This is a genomic window from Serratia sp. CoH_134_PS_4 (genome assembly GCF_058190535.1).
In genome coordinates, this window is the sequence record NZ_JBXWKI010000004.1 from 229,207 (window position 1) to 251,670 (window position 22,464).

General features: G+C 55.3%; 17 protein-coding genes. 7 read left to right on the top strand and 10 right to left on the bottom strand.

Going from position 1 to position 22,464, the window contains the following annotated elements; genetic code table 11:
• From ttrA to ttrB, 3 genes are read right to left on the bottom strand one after another with little or no spacing between them, the layout of a single operon-like run.
• The gene (gene ttrA / locus AC2FCQ_RS09435; RefSeq protein ID WP_490308092.1) at nt 1-3,084 is read right to left on the bottom strand and encodes a tetrathionate reductase subunit TtrA; all 3,084 of its coding nucleotides are present in this window, start codon (nt 3,082-3,084) and stop codon (nt 1-3) included.
• Complete coding sequence (gene ttrC / locus AC2FCQ_RS09440; RefSeq protein ID WP_209636570.1) at nt 3,077-4,135, bottom strand: tetrathionate reductase subunit TtrC; 1,059 nt, start codon at nt 4,133-4,135, stop codon at nt 3,077-3,079. Before ttrC ends, ttrA begins: the two co-directional genes overlap by 8 nt.
• Nucleotides 4,132-4,866 (bottom strand): tetrathionate reductase subunit TtrB, encoded by a 735-nt coding sequence (gene ttrB, locus AC2FCQ_RS09445; protein WP_490308093.1) that lies wholly within the window; start codon nt 4,864-4,866, stop codon nt 4,132-4,134. Before ttrB ends, ttrC begins: the two co-directional genes overlap by 4 nt.
• A 153-nt stretch (nt 4,867-5,019) precedes the next feature.
• Here ttrB and ttrS point away from each other — a divergent pair, with 153 nt between their 5' ends.
• Both ttrS and ttrR read left to right on the top strand, forming a co-directional pair.
• Complete coding sequence (gene ttrS, locus AC2FCQ_RS09450; protein WP_209636574.1) at nt 5,020-6,777, top strand: tetrathionate respiration histidine kinase TtrS; 1,758 nt, start codon at nt 5,020-5,022, stop codon at nt 6,775-6,777.
• On the top strand, nt 6,752-7,351 hold the full coding sequence (gene ttrR / locus AC2FCQ_RS09455; RefSeq protein ID WP_490308094.1) for a tetrathionate respiration response regulator TtrR: 600 nt from the start codon (nt 6,752-6,754) through the stop codon (nt 7,349-7,351). The genes ttrS and ttrR overlap by 26 nt, the downstream gene beginning before the upstream one ends.
• 81 nt (nt 7,352-7,432) lie before the next feature.
• On the opposite strand, the gene secF is transcribed toward ttrR, so the two are convergent.
• From secF to queA, 5 genes are all read right to left on the bottom strand, one after another.
• Nucleotides 7,433-8,401: a protein translocase subunit SecF gene (gene secF, locus AC2FCQ_RS09460; protein ID WP_209636579.1), complete on the bottom strand. Its 969-nt coding sequence runs from the start codon at nt 8,399-8,401 to the stop codon at nt 7,433-7,435.
• Nucleotides 8,402-8,411: 10 nt separating this feature from the next.
• A complete protein-coding gene (secD, locus tag AC2FCQ_RS09465; protein ID WP_209636581.1) occupies nt 8,412-10,259 on the bottom strand; it encodes a protein translocase subunit SecD in 1,848 nt (615 codons plus the stop codon).
• A 25-nt stretch (nt 10,260-10,284) separates the two neighbouring features.
• Nucleotides 10,285-10,617, bottom strand: coding sequence for a preprotein translocase subunit YajC (gene yajC, locus AC2FCQ_RS09470; protein WP_004949246.1), 333 nt, complete (start codon nt 10,615-10,617; stop codon nt 10,285-10,287).
• Nucleotides 10,618-10,774: 157 nt separating this feature from the next.
• Nucleotides 10,775-11,902, bottom strand: coding sequence for a tRNA guanosine(34) transglycosylase Tgt (tgt, locus tag AC2FCQ_RS09475; protein ID WP_209636583.1), 1,128 nt, complete (start codon nt 11,900-11,902; stop codon nt 10,775-10,777).
• A 70-nt stretch (nt 11,903-11,972) separates the two neighbouring features.
• Nucleotides 11,973-13,043: a tRNA preQ1(34) S-adenosylmethionine ribosyltransferase-isomerase QueA gene (gene queA / locus AC2FCQ_RS09480; RefSeq protein ID WP_490308096.1), complete on the bottom strand. Its 1,071-nt coding sequence runs from the start codon at nt 13,041-13,043 to the stop codon at nt 11,973-11,975.
• A 246-nt stretch (nt 13,044-13,289) separates the two neighbouring features.
• Here queA and AC2FCQ_RS09485 point away from each other — a divergent pair, with 246 nt between their 5' ends.
• The 3 genes from AC2FCQ_RS09485 (at nt 13,290) to ggt (ending at nt 16,696) form a co-directional block, all read left to right on the top strand.
• Entirely contained in the window at nt 13,290-13,871 is a 582-nt protein-coding gene (locus tag AC2FCQ_RS09485) for an ACP phosphodiesterase (RefSeq protein WP_209636588.1), read from the top strand.
• A 229-nt stretch (nt 13,872-14,100) separates the two neighbouring features.
• The gene (locus AC2FCQ_RS09490) at nt 14,101-14,703 is read left to right on the top strand and encodes a peroxiredoxin C (RefSeq protein WP_012005499.1); all 603 of its coding nucleotides are present in this window, start codon (nt 14,101-14,103) and stop codon (nt 14,701-14,703) included.
• A 229-nt stretch (nt 14,704-14,932) separates the two neighbouring features.
• The gene (gene ggt, locus AC2FCQ_RS09495; RefSeq protein WP_490308098.1) at nt 14,933-16,696 is read left to right on the top strand and encodes a gamma-glutamyltransferase; all 1,764 of its coding nucleotides are present in this window, start codon (nt 14,933-14,935) and stop codon (nt 16,694-16,696) included.
• Nucleotides 16,697-16,761: 65 nt separating this feature from the next.
• Here the strand turns inward: ggt and malZ are convergent, their stop codons facing one another.
• Nucleotides 16,762-18,585: a maltodextrin glucosidase gene (gene malZ, locus AC2FCQ_RS09500; protein ID WP_490308099.1), complete on the bottom strand. Its 1,824-nt coding sequence runs from the start codon at nt 18,583-18,585 to the stop codon at nt 16,762-16,764.
• A 251-nt stretch (nt 18,586-18,836) separates the two neighbouring features.
• Here malZ and AC2FCQ_RS09505 point away from each other — a divergent pair, with 251 nt between their 5' ends.
• Complete coding sequence (locus AC2FCQ_RS09505; RefSeq protein ID WP_209636594.1) at nt 18,837-20,102, top strand: mechanosensitive ion channel family protein; 1,266 nt, start codon at nt 18,837-18,839, stop codon at nt 20,100-20,102.
• Between the two features lie 131 nt (nt 20,103-20,233).
• Nucleotides 20,234-20,497, top strand: a complete 264-nt coding sequence (locus tag AC2FCQ_RS09510; RefSeq protein WP_209636596.1) for a hypothetical protein — start codon at nt 20,234-20,236, stop codon at nt 20,495-20,497.
• 538 nt (nt 20,498-21,035) lie between these two features.
• Here AC2FCQ_RS09510 and proY read toward each other — a convergent pair.
• Entirely contained in the window at nt 21,036-22,442 is a 1,407-nt protein-coding gene (proY, locus tag AC2FCQ_RS09515) for a proline-specific permease ProY (RefSeq protein ID WP_265554642.1), read from the bottom strand.
• Nucleotides 22,443-22,464: the final 22 nt, after the last annotated feature.

Sequence of the window (22,464 nt, forward strand, 5' to 3'; positions counted from 1 at the left end):
TTACGCCAAGCGTTGCAGCCTTGCCGGTAATCCCTGACGAACCGCCGCACCGCTGACCCAATCAAGCCAGCTATTACCGATCTCTCTGGTCGGATCCGGCAACCCAAGATCATTCAGATTGATGCCGGCGGCAATGCGTGGATCTGCCGCCATCGGCTGCCCATCCAGCAGGTGTGCACGGGCCCCCATCTCGCGATGGCCATAGCCGTGCTCGATAGCAATAACGCCTGGCATCACGCCATCGAGTAAGCTGACTTGCGCCTCAACGCTGCCGCCCGGGGTCTGCAACCGAACCCGATCGCCATGCTGCAATGCATAGCGCTCAGCGTCGACCGGATTAAGCGCCACCAGATTGACGGGCTTCACCGCACGCAAGCGATCAATGGGCGCTGTTGAACTGCTCATCAGATGTGACTTAAACGACATCAAACGGAACGGCCACTCGTCCGATGGATAGTGTTTCCCCACGTCTGAACCGTCGGCAAAACGCGGTGGGTAATACGTCGGACACCCACTGTAACGCTCTCCTGTCATCGCATGGCGGTGACGTGCCACCTCTTCATTCCAGATATTAAGCCCCTTCTTCCATTGCGGGCCAGTTTCATTGCCTCGCCAGGCTTGCTCATACGGCGCGAAACGTCCACCCCGAGCCAACATATAACCCACCCGCAGCCGCTCATCCGCTTTCAGCACCCTGTCTAGTGCCGGTTGCAGGCGATCAACACCGGTCAACCGTAGCTCGCTTTCTGTCGCCTCAGGCAATGGCTCCCCGGCAAAAGCCACGTTGGCCGCTGCGCGCAGGTAATAATCCTCGGCAGTGTGCAACCCAAAAGCATTGCCTTGCGTATCCTGCAAAGCGGCATCACCAAACCCCGGCAGCGCCATCGCCTTCGACAACGCAATGACGAAGCTTTCCAGTGCCACCGGCTGCCCCTCTGCGGTGCTCAGGGTGCGTGACGGGACGACAGGCCAACGCGCAGTGCTCGATCGCACCATCACGCCGGACCAGGGCGCCGTAAATCCCCAGCTTTCGAAGTTGTGAGTGTCCGGCACGATATAATCTGCCAATGCGCTGGTTTCGTTAATAAAGGCGTCCACTGCAATAAACAGCGGCAGTTGCCGAGGATCTTTAAGTCGGCTTTCGACCACTTCGCGCAGGCCGGCAACACCGTAGAGCGGGTTGCCCATATGGCTGATCCAGGCCTTTAACGGGTAAGGATACCCCATCAGCGCCGGAGCAAGCTGCTCAGTGAACTGCCCCGCAACAAAGGGGTACCAAGGCCCACGGGCCGGGTACGGTTTATCGCCTTGCTCAACCTTACGGCGATACTCGTCTGATTGTTCATACGCCTGTTTGCTGCGCGACAATACCAACCCTTTTGGCTTCACCATGCCCGGGAAAGTTTTTAAGTCATAACGCGGCCCATCGGCAAACTCCTTGAACTTACCGCCGCCGACCGAGACGCCGCCCTTAAGGTTCAGGTTACCGATCAGCGCATTGAGCATCATCACCGCCCAGCTGTTATAAAAACCGTTGCCGCTCATCATACCGCCGTGGGCAATCACCGCTGCCTGCCGCTGGTAAGAGGTGAACTCTTTGGCCAACGCGGCAATGGTCTCGGCGCTGACACCACACCGGGTGCCGTATTCGGCCAACGTGAAGCGTTCAGCGGCCTGTTGCAGGCAAAGAAAACTCGAGCGTACCTGAACCTGTGAACCGTCGGCGAGACGTAACTGTTGCTCCACCCGCAACGGCCCCTGTAAAGCCTCATTCGCCGGCACTGGCTTAGCCCGCTGCGTATCCCAGACCAAAGACGGGCTTTCGGCTTCCCCGGTTGCCCCTCCGTCCAAATGCACCTGACGTAAAAACTGCCCGCACAACGGGTGATCCTCATCGGTCACAACCAAATGCGTGGCGTTGGTCCAACTCTTTTCGCCGGCGGCCTGCATCGCCACCTCGCCAGGTAATGCCAGGTAGTCGGCGTTATAGCGTTCTTGCTCAATAATCCAACGGATCATGCCCATCGCTAATGCAGAGTCCGTACCCGGCAACACCGGCACCCAACGGTTGTGATCATTGGCCAACGTGGTGGTCAGTGGCAGCGCCGGCGCCACTACCACGTAGCGGAATTCATCACGCATGCGAGCATTGGCTAACTGCCGCCCCTGTCGCTTGAACGGGTTGCCCGACTGCGCAGGGGACGTACCGAGAAATAGCCCAAAACGTAAATGATCCCAATCGGGTTTGACGTGCGCATTCGTTTCCAGATCCCCCATTAAGGCCCCGGATCCCGCGCGGTAAGCCAACCCGCAATAAGCCCCATGATGGCCGAAGTTGCGCGTCCCAAACGCATTCTGTGCAAAACGCTTGATAAAAGCATCTCGGCCTTCATCACCGGCATTAGTGACCAGCAGCTGATTGACCTTTGGCCCCAGTGAAGGTTGTTCCGGATCAAGCGGAGTTTCAAGATCGCGGATCGCCCGTAATCCCTCAACTGGCCCCTCGCCAAAAAGGTCACCGCCCTCCACCACCTCATGGATCAACTGTTCAAAGCTGATCCGTTGCCATTGGCCACTGCCACGTGACCCTACCCGCTTCATCGGCTCCAGGACGCGATAAGGGCTGGTCAGCCCTTCCAACAACGTCGCCCCACGTGCACAGGCCGTCGAGCGCTGTTCAAGACCCGCATCGCCCCCCAGGCGGTTGAGCGCATCACTCACCGGCAGCGAATAAGGAAAGTGGTGATCATGAGACAACGGATGATACGGGTTACCCGCCACGCGTAATATTTGCTGGCTTTCGCGATCCACCCGGACCCGTAAGCCACACAACGTCCAGCAACCAAAACATTGCGTCATGGACACCGCTTGCTGCGGGTTGGCCTGCCAGCCATCAGGATGCCGGGTCCCCTCTGTCGGTAGCGCGTTGGCACTGATTCTGTCCAGCGTCAATTTACCGCTGCTGCCGTCGCGCAGGCCGGTAAAGACTTTTTGCACCATCTCGCTGTAGCTGGCACCAAACAGCGTCAATCCACCCAGAGCGAGACCGCCTTTCAACCACTGACGCCGCGTTGACTTAGCCATAGTGTCTTTTCTCCATCAGCTGATGCTGCAATTCACGAATTCCAATGATTAACGCAATCCACAAACCCAGGGTGCCCAGAATCGCCAACAGCCCTTCACTGCCCAGCGGCAACACATAGGGATTAGCCACTGCATTGAATTTGGGTAACGTTTGGGTTTGCATCAGCAACATCCAACGCGTACCCCAGCAAAGCAACAGCGCCGCAATGCACTGCATCAACAGCCCATGAACACTTAGCCGCTGGTCGAACATTCGCCATGCCAACATCAACAGCAATAACGTCATCGCGATAAAGGCGATACCGGCCACCCACCAGGCAATGCCCTGAGCCGCCAACGTGTGTAACGCAGAAGAAGAGGTGCTGCCATCCACCCACCAACCAAGACAAGAAAGACACAACAGCACAAGCGTGACGGCCTGATAACGCGCCAGGCGTGGCTGCCATTGAGGTTCCTGACGTAGCCAGTAGGCCAGCAGCGGCGAAACGGCCTGCATGGCGGTAAGCAGCAGTAACCAAGGCAGCCAAAGGCTGAACCACAGCGGCTGCGACCGAAGAACGGAAACCTCACGCCCGGTATAGAGCAAGATACTGGCCGCCGACACCAAGGTCGCCAATGCCACCCAGCGCAGCCACGCTTCCTCACGCCATGCCGGTCGGACCATCAGCCAACGTGCCCAAAGCGGCAAGGTTTTTGGCCTTAACTGATTACGCAGCAGCAAGACGAAATAGCTGACCACTAACAGGGTAAACAGCGGTAAAAACAGCGAGCCGAGTGACATCCACGACCAGGGGGCGAAGTACGCGTAGAAATGCCAGATGCGCGCGGGTTGATGCAAATCGGCACTCAAGGCCAAGGGCGCAACGGTACCGCTTACCACTGCCAACGACACGGCAGCCAATTCCAGACGTGACGTCTTATTTGGATCGCGCCAACGCAGCCAAACGGCAATAATGATGCAGCCGCATGCCAGGCCAATAAAGAAAAAATACTGTACCGCCCAAGGTAACCAGGCGATCTCCTGCGGGCGGGCCATAATTTCGCGAATCATGCGTGCACCTCCTGCCACAGCGCCGGCTGTCCCCGAACGTGACTGACAAATGCCTCATCAAGCCCCAGATAGAACACCTGAGGATGGGTTCCCTGTTCAGGTTTCAGTACCTTAAGCTGCACCTGATGCTCATCCAGAGCACGCCTTAGTGCACCTTGGCGATCGTTGAGATCACCGATCATTCGCGCACCACCAACGCAAGACTCGACGCACGCAGGCAGCAGGCCGGCATCCAGCCGATGCACGCAGAAAGTACATTTATCGGCAGTCTGGGTTTCATGATTGATAAACCGTGCCTCATAAGGGCAAGCCTGTACGCAATAGGCACAGCCGACGCAACGGGTGTTATCGATCACCACAATGCCATCCTGACGCTGGAAAGTGGCCTGTACCGGACACACCGGCACGCAAGGCGGATTATCACAATGGTTGCACAACCGCGGTAACAGCACGTTGGTGGTCGAGTCCTGTCCTTCAAGAGTGACCTGGTATTGCAGTACACTGGTGCGGAATTGTCCCTGCGGCAGCCGGTTTTCTACTGCGCAACTGACTGTACAGGCCTGGCAACCGATGCAGCGGCGCAGGTCAATCAACATCGCCATGCGTCTTTTACCGTCACCTTCCCGCCGAGCTGGCTGCAACTGCCACCCTGACTGTGCCAATGGCACCAGTGCGGCACCGGCTGTCAGCGCACCGAGTCGTTGTAAAAATTGCCGTTTCCCACTGTCCATTGATTTCTCCCAATAAGTATTCGCCGGGGAATTGATACAACGGAGTGTAAAAACGGCAACCGATCGCCAATATTGTGGTTTACCACATTCCCGGCATCGGCTTGATCCAGGACAATTCAACCTGGTGATACAGGTCATAAAAGCGGAGATGATGTGAAAAGAGCGGCGCTATTCCTGTTGCTGAGCAGTTGGTTAAACGCGGCTTGGGCGGGACAATGGACTATCGCAGTACTCGCACTGCGTGGTGATGCTCATGCACTGGCCCAATGGCAACCCTTGGTCGACCATCTCAATCGTCAGTTTCCCCAGGACAGCTTTCAATTGTTGCCGGTGAGCCTGTCCGGTATGGGTGAAGCAGTCCGCAGCGAACGCGTCGATTTTTTGCTCACCAACCCGGCACAATACGTCCAGTTGGATAACCGCTACCCATTGCGTTGGCTGGTTTCACTGCGTTCCTCCCCATCGTCGCAACAGGCGTCAAACAACGTGGTCGGCAGCGTCATATTGGTGAGGCGCGACAGCCCTGTCACCACCGCCAGCCAGCTCGTCGGTCGAAAAGTTGGCGCAGTCGCCGCTGACGCATTTGGCGGTTACCTGCTGGGATATAAAGAACTCCTTGGCGCGGGTCTGCGCCCGGAAAAAGATCTGACGCTGCACTTCAGCGGTTATCCGGCAGATGCCTTGCTGTATCAGTTGCGCGATGGCGCACTGGACGCCGTGATTGTGCCCGTTTGCCTGTTGGAAAAAATGCAAACGGAAGGGTTGCTGCAAGCCAGTGGCTACCGCGCCCTGTTGGAAAAACACAGTGGCCAGCACTGCCTGACGAGCACTGAGCTTTACCCTAATTGGTCATTTGCAGCCTTAAACCACGTGCCAGATCGGCTGGCCGACGAGTTGACCCGCCAGTTACTGCAAATGGACATACCCCGTTTACCTGTTTGGGGTGCCCCAGCATCATCTCATCAGGTCAATCAGTTGCTGCATGATCTGAATATTCACCCAACGCAGCGCTCACTCTGGCAGGACGTGTCTCTTTGGGCGCAACAGCACCTGCTGTTACTCAGCGCCATTATCGGCGCGATGGTGTTGCTGGGCGCCAACCATCTGTGGATTGGTCATTTGGTGCACCGGCGTGGACGTCAGATCGAACAGATGCATCAGACGTTACGCGCCAGAGAAGCAGCCCTGGCTCAAGCGCAAAGGCTCAGCACGCTGGGCGAGATGGCCTCTGGCTTTGCTCATGAGCTGAACCAACCGCTGGCCGCAATTCGTCATTATGCGGAGGGGTGCCGCATTCGTCTTGAACGTAGCGATAGCCAACATGCGCTGCTGCCGATACTCGAACAGATTGGCCAGCAAGCACAGCGTGGTGCGGAAAGCATTGTCAATTTGCGACGCTGGGCGAGTAAAACACCGCAACATGAAAGCGCGAAGCCACTCTTGCTGCGCCCACTGGTGGAACACCTTCTAAAATTGATGCAGATCGAACAACAATACCCGCAGTGCCGTTTAACCCTTGCCATCCCGGCCCAAAGTCAGTTGTACAGCCAGGCAACGCTGTTGGAGCAAGTGCTCACCAATATATTGAGTAATAGCCTGCAAGCCGGTGCCCAACACATTTTCTTGCGGCAGGAAACCAACCAACATCAACAACGGCTAATCATAGAAGATGATGGCGGCGGCCTGAGCGCAGAACAACTGGCACTGCCGTTTGTACCCTTCCGCAGCACTAAGCAGGAAGGTCTCGGGTTGGGGCTGGTGATCTGTCAGAAACTGCTCAAGAGCCAGGGTTGCGATCTGACGCTGGAAAATTATATGGCTCCCTCACAACGGCAAGGGCTACGCGTTACCTTGCACTTCCCTGTTATTCAAAAGGAAACTCGCCATGGCGCTGATACATCTGGTCGATGACGATTTTGCGGTTACCGACGCCTGCCGCTTTTTACTCGAGGGACTGAACTACCGGGTACAGATCTGGCACGACAGCCAAAGGTTTGTCGACAAGGTCGATCTTTACCAATGTGGCGTAGTCATGTTGGATATCCGCATGCCAGGATTGGACGGGCAGCAAGTTCATCAGCAACTGCGCCGGCAGGAAAGTACGCTGGCGGTGGTGATTGTCACCGGCCACGGAGATATTTCTATGGCGGTGGCGGAAATGAAATTGGGTGCATTGGATTTCTTGCAAAAACCGATCGCCGCCGCCCCGCTGATTGAAGCGCTCGAACGCGGGTTAGCCCACTCCCAACGCCTGGTTGAGCGCCACCAACTGCAACAGCGTTTCAGTGCGCTGACGCCGCGCGAGCGTGAGATTGCCCGTGCTGTGGCCGCTGGGATGACCAATAAACTGATCGCCGACCGGCACTTTATTGCGGTTCGTACCGTAGAGGTTCATCGGGCCAAAGTGATGGAAAAAATGCAGGCAGCCAGCCTTGCGGAACTGGTGAACTCACTCAACCAACTGACGTCGATTGAGCGCCCGTAAACCCAAAAGTCATGGTCTATAGGCAAAAAAATGCCGGTCGGAATAAACCGACCGGCATTGTATTTTCAACTCACGGGCAAATCACGGCATAATCGAAGGCTGATCTGCGCCTTCTTTTTCCACTTTCTGCTGCAGCATGTGTTCGCGTTTCATACCCAGTTTCAACGCCAGCGCGGACGCCACGTAGATAGAGGATATGGTACCGATAGACACACCGATCAACATAGCCAGAGAGAAGCCATGCAGCATCGCGCCACCGAAGATGTACAGCATCAGAACAACCATCAAGGTTGTACCGGATGTCATCAGCGTACGGCTTAGCGTCTGGGTCAGTGACACGTTCATGATTTCGTAAGGCGTCCCGCGGCGGATCTTGCGGAAGTTCTCACGAATACGGTCAGAAACCACGATGCTGTCGTTCAACGAGTAACCGATAACCGACATCAATGAAGCGACGATGGTCAGGTCAATCTCAATATGGAACAACGACAACACGCCCATGGTGATGATCACGTCGTGCGCCAACGCAATAACCGCCCCCAGCGCCAAACGCCATTCGAAACGGAAACCGACGTAAATCAGAATACAGATCAGCGCAACCAGCAGCGCCATGCCGCCGTTTTGCGCCAGTTCGGTGCCCACGCTCGGGCCGACGAACTCAATCCGTTTTACGCTCGCGTTTTTATCGACCGACTCGTTAATCACGCCGATCACTTTGTTACCCAGTTCCTGGCCTGCGGTACCTGTCGCAGGTGGCATACGCACCATCACGTCACGGCTGCTGCCAAAGTTCTGAATAACCGGGTCCTGGAACCCGGCTTTTTCCAGCGTGTCGCGCATCAGATCGAGGTTGGCAGGTTTTTCCAGGCTGATTTCAATGACGGTACCGCCAGTGAAGTCCAGACCCCAGTTAAAACCACGCACCGACATAATGGCGATTGACGCGATCAACAGCACCAGCGAGATGCCGAAGGCCACGTAATCCCAGCGCATAAAGTCATAAACTTTACGGCCGTAGTTGAGTTGTTCAACAGTATAATCCTGTGCCACAACGCACTCCTCAGATAGACAGCTTATTAATGCGCTTGCCGCCGTAAAGCAGGTTGACGATGGCACGGGTACCGACAATTGCGGTGAACATGGACGTCGCCACACCGATTGCGGTGGTAATCGCAAAGCCCTTGATTGAACCGGTGCCCACTGCGTACAGAATGACTGCGGTAATCAGGGTAGTGATGTTGGCGTCAACGATACTGGAGAACGCGCCTTTATAGCCTTCATGGATCGCCTGCTGAACGGAACGCCCGTTCTTCAGCTCTTCCTTGATACGTTCGTTAATCAGTACGTTGGCATCGACAGCGACCGCCAGCGTCAGCACGATACCGGCAATCCCCGGCATGGTCAGTGTCGCCCCGGGTAACAGGGACATCACGCCGACAATCAGCACCAGGTTGGCGACCAGCGCCGTGGTGGCGATCATGCCGAACTTACGGTACCACACCACCATAAATACGATGGATGCCACCAAGCCCCACAAGCAAGCTTCCAAACCTTGGGTGATGTTCTGTTGCCCCAGGGTTGGGCCGATAGTACGCTCTTCCACAATCTGGATAGGCGCAATCAGCGCACCGGCGCGCAGCAGCAGCGAAAGCTGGCGTGCTTCGTTCGGATTGCCAATACCGGTAATACGGAAGCTGTTGCCCAGACGCGACTGAATGTTAGCCACGTTGATAACTTCTTCCTGTTTCACCAGAATTGCACGGCCGTTGGCGTCTTTCTTGCCGCTGTCCTTGTACTCCACAAACAGGGTCGCCATCGGTTTACCGATGTTGTCCTTGGTGAAGTTAGACATGGCAGTACCGCCGGCGCTATCCAGTGAGATATTAACCTGCGGCTGGTTGTATTCGTCGGTGCTGGACGTCGAGTCAGTGATGTGATCACCGGTCAGGATCACACGCTTGTACAGCACAACGGGCTGGCCTTCACGCGTGTCTTTTACTTCTGAGTCACCCGGTACACGGCCGTTGGCTGCCGCTGTGGCATCCGCATTGGTGTTAACCAGACGGAACTCCAGCGTCGCGGTAGCGCCCAGAATCTCTTTGGCGCGCGCAGTATCCTGAATACCCGGCAGCTCGACCACAATGCGGTCAGAGCCCTGACGTTGCACCAGCGGTTCGGCAACGCCGAGCTGGTTAACGCGGTTACGCAAGATAGTGATGTTTTGTTGCACCGCATATTCGCGAGCTTCGCTCAGACGGGCATCCGTCAAGCTGGCTTTCAGGGTGTTGGTGCCGTTGGCAGAGAACACCATATCGCGCTGACGCGGGCTGAGGTAGCTGATGGCCTGATCGCGGGTAGCATCGTCACGGAAGCGCACTTCCACGCCGTTGTTGTCCAGCTTGCGGATAGACGCATAAGGAATGCCCTTTTCACGCAGCTCGCTGCGCAGGGTATCCATAGTCTGCTCCTGCAGCTTGCTCAGCGCAGTGTCCATGTCCACTTCCATCAAGAAGTGCACACCACCGCGCAGGTCCAGACCGAGTTTCATCGGCTCTGCACCCAGCATGGCCAACCAGGCCGGCGTAGCCGGAGCCAGGTTCAGCGCAACGACAAACTTGTCACCCAACTCAGCCATTAAGGCTTCACGGGCGCGCAGCTGAATGTCAGGATTGCTAAAGCGAGCCAGGATAGCGCCGTTTTCCAGCGCAATCGACTTGCTCGCGATCTTGTCTTTTTCTAATACGGTACGGACTTGGTCCAGCGTAGTTTCACTGGCGGCGACACCGCGCGCGCCAGTGATTTGTACAGCCGGATCCTCACCATAGAGGTTGGGAAGCGCATAAAGCAGACCGACGATGATCACCACAATCAACATCAGATACTTCCACAAAGGATAACGGTTTAGCACGGCAATTCCCTTAGGGAAAACAAAATTACAGGGCCTTCATGGTACCTTTCGGCAGAACGGCCGCCACGAAGTCACGCTTGATCATCACTTCCGTGGTGTCGTTCAGCGCAATGGCGATGATGCCGGTGTCAGCCACTTTGGTTACGCGGCCAATCAGGCCACCCGTGGTCAGCACTTCATCACCTTTACCGATCGAGTCCATCAGTTTTTTGTGCTCTTTAGCGCGTTTCTGCTGTGGACGCAGGATCATGAAATAGAAAATCAGACCAAAAACCACCAGCATAATGATCAGAGAGTACGGGCTTCCCTGAGCCGGGGCCCCTGCGGATGCGACGGCGTCAGAAATGAAAAAGCTCATTGAAATTCCCTCATTAAGTTATCAATTATTAATTCAAGCGTTTCTACCCTTCATCTTTCAAACTGCGGCGGTGTTGGCTTTCCTCTTTCACCCCAGCCACTTAGCTATCTAAGCTCCTGGGGATTCATTCGGTTGCCGCCTTGCTGCAACGTGAAATCTATTGGGCAGTTAAAGGTGGAATCGGTTTACCGATCCGACCGTAGAAGTCCGCAACAAACAGCTCTAATTTACCCTGTTCAATGGCCTCGCGTAAACCCGCCATCAGGCGTTGGTAGTGACGCAGGTTATGAATGGTGTTCAATCGAGCACCCAGTATTTCGTTGCAACGATCGAGATGATGCAAGTAGGCGCGGCTGTAATTGCGACATGTGTAGCAATCACAGTCTTTATCCAGCGGAGAAGTATCATCCTTGTGCTTGGCATTACGGATTTTTACCACACCGTCAGTCACGAACAGATGGCCGTTACGGGCATTACGCGTTGGCATCACGCAGTCGAACATATCGATACCGCGACGCACGCCTTCAACCAGATCTTCCGGCTTGCCAACGCCCATCAGGTAACGTGGCTTATCTTCCGGAATTTGCGGGCAAACGTGTTCAAGAATACGGTGCATATCCTCTTTTGGCTCGCCTACTGCCAAGCCGCCCACAGCGTAACCATCAAAACCGATATCCACCAGCCCTTTTACTGATACATCACGTAAATCTTCGTAAACACCGCCCTGAATAATACCGAATAACGCATTCTTATTATTCAGTTCGTCAAAACGCTGGCGGCTACGCTGCGCCCAGCGCAGCGACATTTCCATCGAACGCTTCGCGTAATCCCAATCTGCCGGGTAAGGCGTACATTCGTCGAAGATCATCACGATGTCAGAACCCAGGTCATACTGGATTTCCATCGATTTTTCCGGGCTAAGGAACACCTTATCGCCGTTAATCGGGTTACGGAAATGAACGCCTTCTTCTTTAATCTTGCGCATCGCCCCCAGGCTGAACACCTGGAAGCCGCCTGAATCGGTGAGGATCGGGCCGTGCCACTGCATGAAATCATGCAGATCGCCGTGCAGCTTCATGATTTCTTGCCCTGGGCGCAGCCACAGGTGGAAGGTGTTACCCAACAAGATCTGTGCACCGGTCTCTTTCACTTCTTCCGGCGTCATGCCCTTTACCGTGCCGTAGGTGCCGACAGGCATAAAGGCCGGCGTTTCTACCACGCCACGGTCAAAAATCAGGCGGCCACGGCGGGCGCGACCATCGGTAGTGTCTAATTCGTACTTCACAAAGCCTCCAGCATCAGAGAAACAGTCTGATGTCATTAATACCCAATGATTTAGGGCATACCTCGAAAATTTATTTGCCGACGGACTCTTGTTCCGCCTGCGGGTTACGGGTGATGAACATCGCATCGCCGTAGCTAAAGAAACGGTATTGCTCGGCCACCGCCTGCTGATAGGCATGCATGGTATTTTTATAACCGGCAAAAGCGGAGACCAACATAATCAGCGTCGACTCCGGCAGGTGGAAGTTGGTCACCAGTGCGTCAACCACCTGGTAATGGTAACCCGGGAAGATAAAGATGCTGGTGTCGTCGAAGAACGGGGCAATTAATGCCTCTTTACTGGCGTTGGCGGCGCTTTCCAGCGAACGCACCGACGTGGTGCCGACGGCTACCACGCGCTTGCCGCGTGCTTTACACGCCAGCACCGCGTCAACCACATCCTGCGGCACTTCCGCGTATTCGGCGTGCATGACGTGTTCTTCAATAGTTTCGACCCGCACTGGCTGGAAGGTGCCCGCGCCCACGTGCAGGGTGACAAACGCCATCTCTATGCCTTTCTCGCGCAGCGCAGCCAACAGCGGCTCGTCGAAGTGCAGCCCGGCGGTCGGGGCCGCGACGGCACCCGGTTTTTCGCTGTAAACCGTTTGATAAAGCTCGCGGTCGGCGTCTTCGTCCGGGCGATCGATATACGGCGGCAATGGCATGTGGCCGGCAGCATTCAGGATAGTGAACACGTCGCGTTCATCGTTGAAACGCAGTTCAAAAAGCGTATCGTGACGCGCCACCATAGTCGCCGCGATACTTTCATCGTCACCCAGCAGCAGGTCGGTGCCTGGCTTGGGGGCTTTAGAAGCGCGCACATGTGCTAACACCCGATGATCGTCCAGCACGCGCTCCACCAGGACTTCAATCTTGCCGCCGCTGACCTTACGGCCGAACATACGTGCGGGGATCACACGGGTGTTGTTGAACACCAACAGGTCACCTGCTTCCAGGTTATCCAGCAGATCGGTGAAGACGCCATGCTTAAGCTCCCCGCTCGGCCCATCCAACTGCAGCAAACGGCAACCGCTGCGCTCAGGTTGGGGATAGTGGGCAATCAGGGACTCGGGAAGTTCAAACGAAAAATCGGCGACGCGCATGGCTCTATTCACTTCTTCATTGTTTATACCCGATGGCTTTCAAGTTGCAGTTAGGCAGCCAGCCTGCGCATCCCCGCAGGCTCACTTGAGTAAGTGACCGGGATGGGCAAGTGCAGCCAACAACACTGCGGCTTGAAAGGCGACGAGTATGTTGGTCATAAAAAAACAGGCGGCCTAGTCTAAAGCTGCGGGCGGTCAGCGGCAAGAAATAAGGAGGATTTGCATGACTTCAGGTATAGTTGCCCGATGAATTATCTCGCTCATCTCCATTTAGCCTCACTGGCGGAAAGCTCACTACTGGGCAATTTGTTGGCCGACTTCGTGCGTGGCAACCCCGCAGGCGAATACGCTCCCGAGGTCGTGGCCGGCATTATGATGCACCGTCGCGTCGATGTATTGACCGACAGCCTGCCGCAGGTCAAGGCCTGCCGCGACTACTTCACCGATGAGCATCGGCGCGTAGCCCCCATCACACTCGACGTCGTGTGGGATCACTTCCTTGCGCGTCACTGGCAGCAATTGGAGCCCTCTCTTAGCCTGCAGGGTTTCACGCAGCAAGCCCGTAACCAGATCGCCCCGCATCTGCCGATGACACCACCGCGCTTTCAGAATTTAAATGGTTATTTATGGCCGGAACGTTGGTTGGAGCGTTACGCAGAGCTGCCGTTTATCGGCAACGTGCTGGCCGGCATGGCTAGCCGTCGTCCACGCCTGGCGGCACTGGCTGGCTCCTTCGCCGACGTGGAACGCAACTATCATCAGCTTGAAATACAATTCTGGCAGTTTTATCCGCTGATGATGCAACAAGCCAAAGATAAAAAGCTGTAAGGCCGAAGTAAAACCGTTGAAAATGCGACGCTTTACAATAAATTGCTTTTTAACCCTTGCCCTTTTGCGGGAAAAGGTTATTTTTAAAGCTCGCTAAATTTAATTGCCGACTTTGATAGGTAAAAGCTATCTCATCGATTGGTCTTTTACCCTTTATTCACCACGTCGTGGCCCCTATACTGGCCCTTGCTTTTACATCAACCCCTTAACACCTATTACAGGAGTAATTATGGTCCTGGTAACTCGTCAAGCCCCTGACTTCACCGCAGCTGCCGTACTGGGCAGTGGCGAAATCGTTGAAAACTTCAACTTCAAGAAGCACCTGAACGGCAAACCAGCTGTCCTGTTCTTCTGGCCGATGGACTTCACCTTCGTATGTCCTTCTGAGCTGATCGCTTTCGATCACCGCTATGAAGAATTCCAGAAGCGTGGCGTTGAAGTGGTTGGCGTTTCATTCGACTCCGAATTTGTACACAACGCATGGCGTAAAACCCCCGTCGAGAATGGCGGCATCGGGGAAGTGAAATACGCAATGGTTGCTGACATCAAGCGTGAAATTCAGAAAGCTTACGGCATCGAGCACCCAGAAGCAGGCGTTGCCCTGCGTGGTTCTTTCCTGATCGACAAAGACGGTGTGGTTCGTGCTCAGGTTGTTAACGACCTGCCAATCGGCCGTAACATCGACGAAATGATCCGTACCGTTGACGCGCTGCAATTCCACGAGCAACACGGCGAAGTGTGCCCGGCTCAGTGGGAAAAAGGCAAAGCAGGTATGGGCGCATCTCCAGACGGCGTCGCTAAATACCTGTCCGAGAACGCTTCCAAGCTGTAATTTTCAGCCTGTGAGTGTATCAACCGGCCCTTGCGGCCGGTTTTTTTTGCGCCAAATTAGGGCGCGCTGCCCACTTTCCGTGCTTCATTTCCTTGTTTCCGCTCACATTTCTCCGGCTGTTTCCCGCGTAATCCCTTAACTGTAGCTAGTATCAATAGGCTGGCCCGCACTTTGCAGTGCAAACATGGCAAGCCAAACACAATAAGAAAACTGACAGGGTAGAATAACTATGTTTTTACAAAAATGGAGCAAACCGCTGACCATGGCAGCGCTGCTCGTCAGCAGCAGCCTGTATGCTGCGTCCAATCCAGCTGTTGAAGCCAAAAACGGCATGGTGGTGACATCACAACATCTGGCATCACAGGTTGGTGTCGATATCCTTAAGTTGGGCGGTAACGCGATTGATGCCGCAGTCGCTGTTGGCTATGCGCAGGCGGTGGTTAACCCATGCTGCGGCAACATCGGCGGCGGCGGTTTTATGACGGTGCATCTGGCTGACGGCACCGATACCTTTATTAACTTCCGTGAAACTGCGCCGGCAGCGGCCAGCGCCAATATGTATCTGGATGCCGACGGCAACGTGAAGAAAGGCGCCAGCCTGTACGGTTATCTGGCGGCGGGTGTCCCCGGCACCGTGCTTGGCATGGAAACCGCGCGCAAGAAATACGGCAAACTGAGCCGCGAACAGGTGATGGAACCGGCCATCAAACTGGCGCGTGAGGGCTTTGTGCTGACCCGTGCCGATACCGATATCCTCGACACCACTGTCGCACGCTTTAAGCAGGATCCGGAATCCGCCAAGATCTTCTTGCGCCCAGACGGCACGGCGCTACAGCCGGGCGATCGTCTGGTGCAAAGCGACCTGGCCAATACCCTGGAAGCCATCGCCAAAGGGGGGCCTGATGCCTTCTACAAAGGAAAAATCCCGCAGGCGGTAGAAGCGGCAGCCAAACAAGGTGGCGGTATCCTGATAGCAGCCGACTTCGCCAACTACAACGTCACCGAAACCCCGCCGATTACCTGTAGCTACCGCGGTTATAAATTTGTTTCGGCACCGCCACCCAGCTCAGGCGGCGTGACACTGTGCGAAATCCTCAACGTGGTCGAAGGTTACGATCTCAAAAGCATGGGCTTTAACTCGGCGGCAGCGATTCACACCATGACCGAAGCCATGCGCCACGCCTATATGGACCGCAATACCTACCTCGGTGACCCGGAATTCATCAAAAACCCGATCGACAGACTGGTCAGCAAAAGCTACGCCGAAGAGATCCGCAAGAAAATCGTCGCCGATAAAGCCACGCCGTCAGAGAATGTCCAACCCGGCATGGAACCTCACGAAAAACCGGAAACAACCCACTACTCGATTGTCGATCATGACGGTAACGCCGTCTCCACCACCTATACCGTCAACGGTCGCTTTGGCGCGGTGGTGATTGCTCCGGGTACCGGCTTCTTCCTCAACGATGAAATGGATGACTTCACCGTCAAAGTCGGTGAGAAAAACCTCTATGGGCTGGTGCAAGGTACCGCCAATAGCATTGCCCCCGGTAAGCGCCCACTATCGTCAATGAGCCCAACACTGGTGACCAAGGACAATAAAATCTTTATGGTGCTTGGCTCGCCGGGGGGATCACGCATCATTACTATTACCTTGCAGACGGCACTGAACGTGATCGACCACGGTATGGCTCCGCAAGAAGCCGTAGATGCGCCGCGTATCCACCATCAGTGGCTGCCGGATGAGGTTTACTACGAACAGCGTGGGGTTTCGGCCGATACGCTAAAACTTCTCAGCGGCATGGGCTACAAGATGGTAGAGCAAACGCCGTGGGGTGCAGCTGAATTGATTCTGGTCGGTTTACCCGGCGCGGTTGGCGTCAGCCCGGCCAACTCCGGCAACGACTCAGCAGTCTCTGGCAAGGTGCGCGAAGGCTACCTGTACGGAGCTAACGACGTTCGTCGCCCAGCGGGCTCTGCGGTAGGCTATTGATTTCACTGGGCGTGTGAACGCCCACTAACCCAGTCAGGGGCCGGTTTACCGGCCCCTGTACAGCGTTAACCGATTCGTCGCCACAGGGTCACTGATTCCTCGCCTAATTGCAGCGAGACAGCATTCTGCCCGTCATGCAACTCGCCGTCCCCTTCCAGCCGTTGCCATTTGCCTGCGGCCAGCAGTGGACTATGCTGCAAGGTCACTGCGCCACTGCCTCCACGCTGTAACGCCACCAGCACTTGCTCCTGTTGATAGATGCGCACAAACACCAACGTTTCACCGGAGGCGTGCAGTACCTGACAACCACCGCGGCGCAGCGCCAGGCTCCGTTTACGCAATGCCGCCATACGCTGGCACAGGGCCAACAAGCGCTGGTCCCACTGGCTTTCGTCCCACGGGAAAGGCTTGCGACAGAAGGGATCATTGGCACCATCCAGGCCAATCTCGTCGCCATAATATAAACACGGCACGCCGATCCAACTCATCAGCCACACCGCCGCCATCTGCATGCGCGCCTGATTGCCTTGCAATAGCGTCAGAAAACGTGCGGTGTCGTGGCTGTCGAGCTGGTTGAACTGGATCAGTTGGCGGCCATGTGGCAGCCCGGCTCGGTAGCCATCCATCCACTGGGCGCAGTCCGCAGCATCCATCTGCACCGGATGGTGTGCGACGTCCAGCCCAGCAAGGAACCCTCGTACCGGTAGAGCGAACCCCATGTAGTTCATTGCTGCATCTTCCACGCCGGCATGCAACCAGCGGCGTGCATCACCAAAATGCTCACCCAATACGTAAGCTTGTGGATTTTCCTGTTTTACCGCCTGATAAATACCCGCCAGATGCTGCAAATTGCCGGTAGCACCGCCGTTCTCCCCCAACATATGTACGACATCCAGTCGCCAACCATCAATGCTGTACGGCGGGCGTAGCCAGTGGCGCACCACGCTGCCATCCCCCCGGTAAATCGCCTCCGCAACCTGCGGTTCGGCAAAGTTGAGTTTTGGCAGGCTGGCATTGCCTTTCCAATCAAGCGCGCGGCCATCCGGGTAGAAATTAAACCAACCACGGTACGGCGAGTCTGGGTGGTGGCAAGCGCCGTTCTCACCTTGCTGGTGACGATCAAACCACGGATGTGAATCGCCGGTATGGTTAAACACCCCGTCTAACACCAGTTTCATCCCTACCTTGTGAGTGCTCACTCGCAAACGTTGCAACGCGGCATTACCACCGAAATAGGGATCGACCTGATAATAATCTTCGGTATCGTATTTATGCACACTCGGTGCGGTGAAAATCGGGTTCAGGTACAGTGCCGTTACGCCCAACGCCTGCAGATAAGGCAGCTTTTGGCTGATACCATCCAAATCGCCACCATAGAAGGTGGACGCGGCATGACGGTCCTCCAACGGATGTTCCCAGTCATGGCGCACAACCTCACAACCCGCTGCATGATGCCGATAGCTCCCGTTTTGAATGCCGTGCTCACCACCGCTACTGGCAAAACGGTCGGGGAAAATTTGATAAAAGACCTGATCCGCCACCCAGTCCGGGCTGCTATCAGGCACATCGACCGCCACCTGCGCCAATTGCGCAGGTGGCGTAACCAGCCCCCCTTGTGGCCCAAACCATTGCTGGCGATCGTTCCAAACCAACTTGAAGCAGTAACGGCGGGTCGGTTCTCCTTCATTTAGCGTCAGACTGGCCTGATAGCGAGACATGCCATCAACGCGCTGCACTTTCATGATCAACAGCCATTCTTCATTGTCCGGCTCGGCACGTAAAAACACGCGTTCGGGCAGATCATCCCCTTGTAACCAGAGCGTGATATCCAGGCGTTGTCCCTTTTTTACCACAAAGGGCGGGACCGGTTGATGCCAGGCATTAAGCATACTGTTCTCCTGCTGTACAAAACGAAATCGACGACGTTATTCAATGCCACGAACAATGCCACGTTGAGTGCAAGTCCCCCTCCTCTCTGGCCTGCAAACTCGGGGAGGAGCCGGGGGGTGGAGAGCGTCAGTCAGTCAGCGGCGACCCTATGTAAAAAAGGGTAAACAGGCGCACATTATGGCCCGCAGCCATTAGGCTAACGTCTTTTGAGTGTATTGGATATTTCTTGCGCATTTTTTAAGGAGCCGTAATGCAACAACAGATAACCCTTTGGCTGGAGAAGTTTGGGCTGGAATTCAGTGGGGTGATGTCTCTGCTCATGGTGCTGGGATTGATCGTGCTGATCTCGGTGGTGATCCACCTGGTGTTGCATCGCGTCGTATTGGCGGCGATCCAACGTCGTGGTCAACAATCGCAACGGGTATGGCAGCAAGCGCTTACCCAATACAAACTCTTCCAGCGCGTGGCTCTGCTACTACAAGGGGTGATCATTAATGTGCAGGCGGTACTGTGGCTGCACGCAGGCAGCCAGACACAGGCGATTATCGTCACCGCCGCACAAGTCTGGATCATGGGCTTCGCTCTGTTGTCGCTGTTTTCCCTCCTGGATACGCTGTTGGCAATGCTGCGCCAAAGCCCGATCTCAAACCAGTTACCGTTGCGCGGTATTTTTCAGGGGCTAAAGCTGGTCGCCGCCATTTTGATTGGCATCATGATTGTTTCGCTATTGATGGGCAAATCGCCATTGCTGCTGCTCAGCGGCCTGGGGGCGATGACCGCAGTGCTGATGTTGGTGTTTAAAGACCCCATTCTCGGTCTGGTGGCCGGTATTCAGCTTTCCGCCAACGATATGCTGACCATCGGCGACTGGCTGGAAATGCCGAAATACGGCGCTGATGGCGCGGTCACCGACATCGGTCTGACCACGGTAAAAGTACGCAATTGGGACAACACCGTCACGACGATTCCGACTTATGCCCTGATTTCCGACTCCTTTAAAAACTGGCGTTCAATGTCGGAGTCCGGCGGACGCCGCATTAAGCGCAGCATCAATATCGATACCACCAGCGTACATTTCTTGTCGGACGAAGAGCAACAGCGGCTGAACCGCAATCCGCTGCTGCAGCGTTATCTGAACGATAAAACGCAGGAGCTGAGCCAGCATAATCAGCAGATTGCCGTAGATCTCAGTTCTCCACTCAACGGCCGCCGTCTGACCAATCTGGGCACATTACGTGCTTATCTGGTGGCATACCTGCGCGCTCACCCAGGTATCCATCAAAATATGACGCTCATGGTGCGCCAGCTAGCCCCGCAGCCGGAGGGATTGCCGCTGGAGATTTACGCCTTCACCAACACCACGGTCTGGGCGGAATACGAAAGTATTCAATCTGATATTTTTGACCATATTCTGGCGGTGATTAACGAATTCGATCTGCGGGTGCATCAGATGCCAACCGGCAACGACATGCGCAGCATGCTCAGCCAAATGCGGCAGGCAACAGAGATTTCCTGACGCAGACTGACGTAACTGTTTCTGCCGGTAATGACTATCAACCTATGGGCAACGGATGTCTCAGACCTCTTTTCTTTCGGCATAAAAACAGCGTTAATGCGCTGATTATCGCCCGCTGAAGGAAAAGAGGATTGCAGAAAAAATTACGCCACCGACTGTTTACCCTACTGGCTGCTCTGATGTTTGTCGGCTGCCTGCACAGCGCCTCACTGGACGAAAGCCGTCTGAGCCGCACTTTGCAACCCGCACTGAGTACCCTGAGCAACAAAATGCAGGATATCCGCGAGATACTGGCACGCACCGCAGGCGATGAGCAGGAAGAACGATTGAATGACAGCAGCCTGCGCATTGAAGCCCGCGCCTCTGGTGACGACGAACCGGAAGATAAGCGATAAAAAAACACCGGCGCCAGGCCTAATGCCGATCGGCTAAGCCCGATTGGCATTTTTTATTCGGTCTCTGTAGGTTCAGTGCAGCCAGAATTGCCGTAAATATCTTATCTTTCTCTGTAGCCACAATGAACGGCAATTGGAAGGGCCGAGGGCGCGGCCCCTATGTCTTCAGTGTGACGTTGCGAGATGAAAGACAGTGGAAATGATGAGATGAGCATTCTGTTGGACGCCCTTGAAGACGTCGAACGCAAGAACAACGCATAGGCGAAACCGCCATGGACGGCGGTTTCAGGCGAGACAGGCAGGGACGCCTGTCGTAGCCGGCCGTGATGCGGCGTGATGAAGTGAGAGCCATTGGCGCAGCCAACCGTCTGAGTGGGCAAAGGCGCGGGTTGCAAGGGACCGCGCCTTACGGTCCCTTGCTCGGTCGAGGCGTATGAGCGTCAGGGTACGCTGCTCGTTTATCGACCGAAAAACGCTGAGCCCGCTAAAAAAACACCTTAAGTGACCAGCATTCGGCGCCAGGCCGGTGTCTTTATGTTCAATCCTGCTGTTGCGCCAGCAACGTCAATTTCTTCTGGCGATTAACCTTGAAGTAATAGCCCGCCAGCAGCACCACCACCCATACCAGACCGGCATACAGGGACACGCGGGTCGTTGGGAAGTAACCTATCAGACCGATGATAAACACCAGGAAAATGATCGCCACCACGGAAGTGAACACGCCGCCTCGTAGCGGGAAGGCCAGGTTCTTCACCTGTTCTTTACTCAGGCTACGGCGGAAAGCAATCTGAGAGAACAAGATCATGATCCACACCCAAACGGTAGCGAAGGTTGCCAGTGAGGCGATCACCAGGAACACATTTTCCGGCATGATGTAGTTCAGATACACCGCCAGCAGCAACGCAAACATCATCACCACAACCGTGACCCACGGAATGCCGCGTTTAGAGACCTTGCTGAACATCTTCGGCGCGTGGCCCTGTTCGGCCATGCCGTGCAACATGCGGCCTACACCAAACACATCGCTGTTAATTGCAGACAACGACGCGGTGATCACCACAAAGTTAAGAATACCCGCCGCCACGGTAATACCCATGTGTTGGAAAGTCAGTACAAACGGACTGCCGTTAGTGCCCACCTGATTCCACGGGTAGATCGACATGATGACAAACAACGTACCGACATAGAACACCAGGATACGCCACGGAACCGAGTTGATGGCCTTGGGAATCGAGGTTTTCGGGTCTTTGGCTTCGCCCGCGGTAATGCCGATGATTTCGATACCGCCGTAGGCGAACATCACCAGTTGCAGCGAGAGGATCATCCCCATAAAGCCGTTGCTGAAGAAACCGCCGTTGGACCACAGGTTATGGATCCCGGTCGGTTGCCCACCGTTGCCTATCCCCCAGATAATGATGCCGATACCGGCAGCAATCATGATGATGATGGTGGCCACTTTAAAGAACGAGAACCAAAACTCCAGTTCACCGAAGACCTTCACGCTCATCAGGTTGATGGCGCCGATCACCAGCACCACGCTAAGCACCCAAATCCAATGCGGCACCTCAGGGAACCAAATGCCCATATAGATACCGAAAGCGGTCACATCGGCAATGGCGACAATCAGGATTTCGAAACAGTAGGTCCAGCCCGTGATATACCCCGCCATAGGGCCAAGGTAGTCCTGCGCATAGCGTGAAAACGAACTGGCCTGCGGGTTGTTGACCGACATCTCGCCCAGCGCGCGCATGATAATAAAGGCGACGATACCGCCAATCAGGTAGGCCAGCAAAACGCTCGGGCCTGCCATTTTAATGGCGTCTGCCGAACCATAGAACAGACCGGTACCGATAGCCGAACCCAGAGCCATAAAGCGAATGTGACGCGTACTGAGACCGCGTTTTAGCTTATTGGCCGCAGGGACGGCAGGTGACTGTTGTTGCATGAAAATAACCCGTGTTTTTTAA

Bases quoted from the DNA above. Each gene is read 5' to 3' on its own strand.
- ttrA (WP_490308092.1), bottom strand. From the start codon at position 3,084: ATGGCTAAGTCAACGCGGCGTCAGTGGTTGAAAGGCGGTCTCGCTCTG.
- ttrC (WP_209636570.1), bottom strand. From the start codon at position 4,135: ATGATTCGCGAAATTATGGCCCGCCCGCAGGAGATCGCCTGGTTACCT.
- ttrB (WP_490308093.1), bottom strand. From the start codon at position 4,866: ATGGACAGTGGGAAACGGCAATTTTTACAACGACTCGGTGCGCTGACA.
- ttrR (WP_490308094.1), top strand. From the start codon at position 6,752: ATGGCGCTGATACATCTGGTCGATGACGATTTTGCGGTTACCGACGCC.
- yajC (WP_004949246.1), bottom strand. From the start codon at position 10,617: ATGAGCTTTTTCATTTCTGACGCCGTCGCATCCGCAGGGGCCCCGGCT.
- queA (WP_490308096.1), bottom strand. From the start codon at position 13,043: ATGCGCGTCGCCGATTTTTCGTTTGAACTTCCCGAGTCCCTGATTGCC.
- AC2FCQ_RS09485 (WP_209636588.1), top strand. From the start codon at position 13,290: ATGAATTATCTCGCTCATCTCCATTTAGCCTCACTGGCGGAAAGCTCA.
- AC2FCQ_RS09490 (WP_012005499.1), top strand. From the start codon at position 14,101: ATGGTCCTGGTAACTCGTCAAGCCCCTGACTTCACCGCAGCTGCCGTA.
- ggt (WP_490308098.1), top strand. From the start codon at position 14,933: ATGTTTTTACAAAAATGGAGCAAACCGCTGACCATGGCAGCGCTGCTC.
- malZ (WP_490308099.1), bottom strand. From the start codon at position 18,585: ATGCTTAATGCCTGGCATCAACCGGTCCCGCCCTTTGTGGTAAAAAAG.
- AC2FCQ_RS09505 (WP_209636594.1), top strand. From the start codon at position 18,837: ATGCAACAACAGATAACCCTTTGGCTGGAGAAGTTTGGGCTGGAATTC.
- proY (WP_265554642.1), bottom strand. From the start codon at position 22,442: ATGCAACAACAGTCACCTGCCGTCCCTGCGGCCAATAAGCTAAAACGC.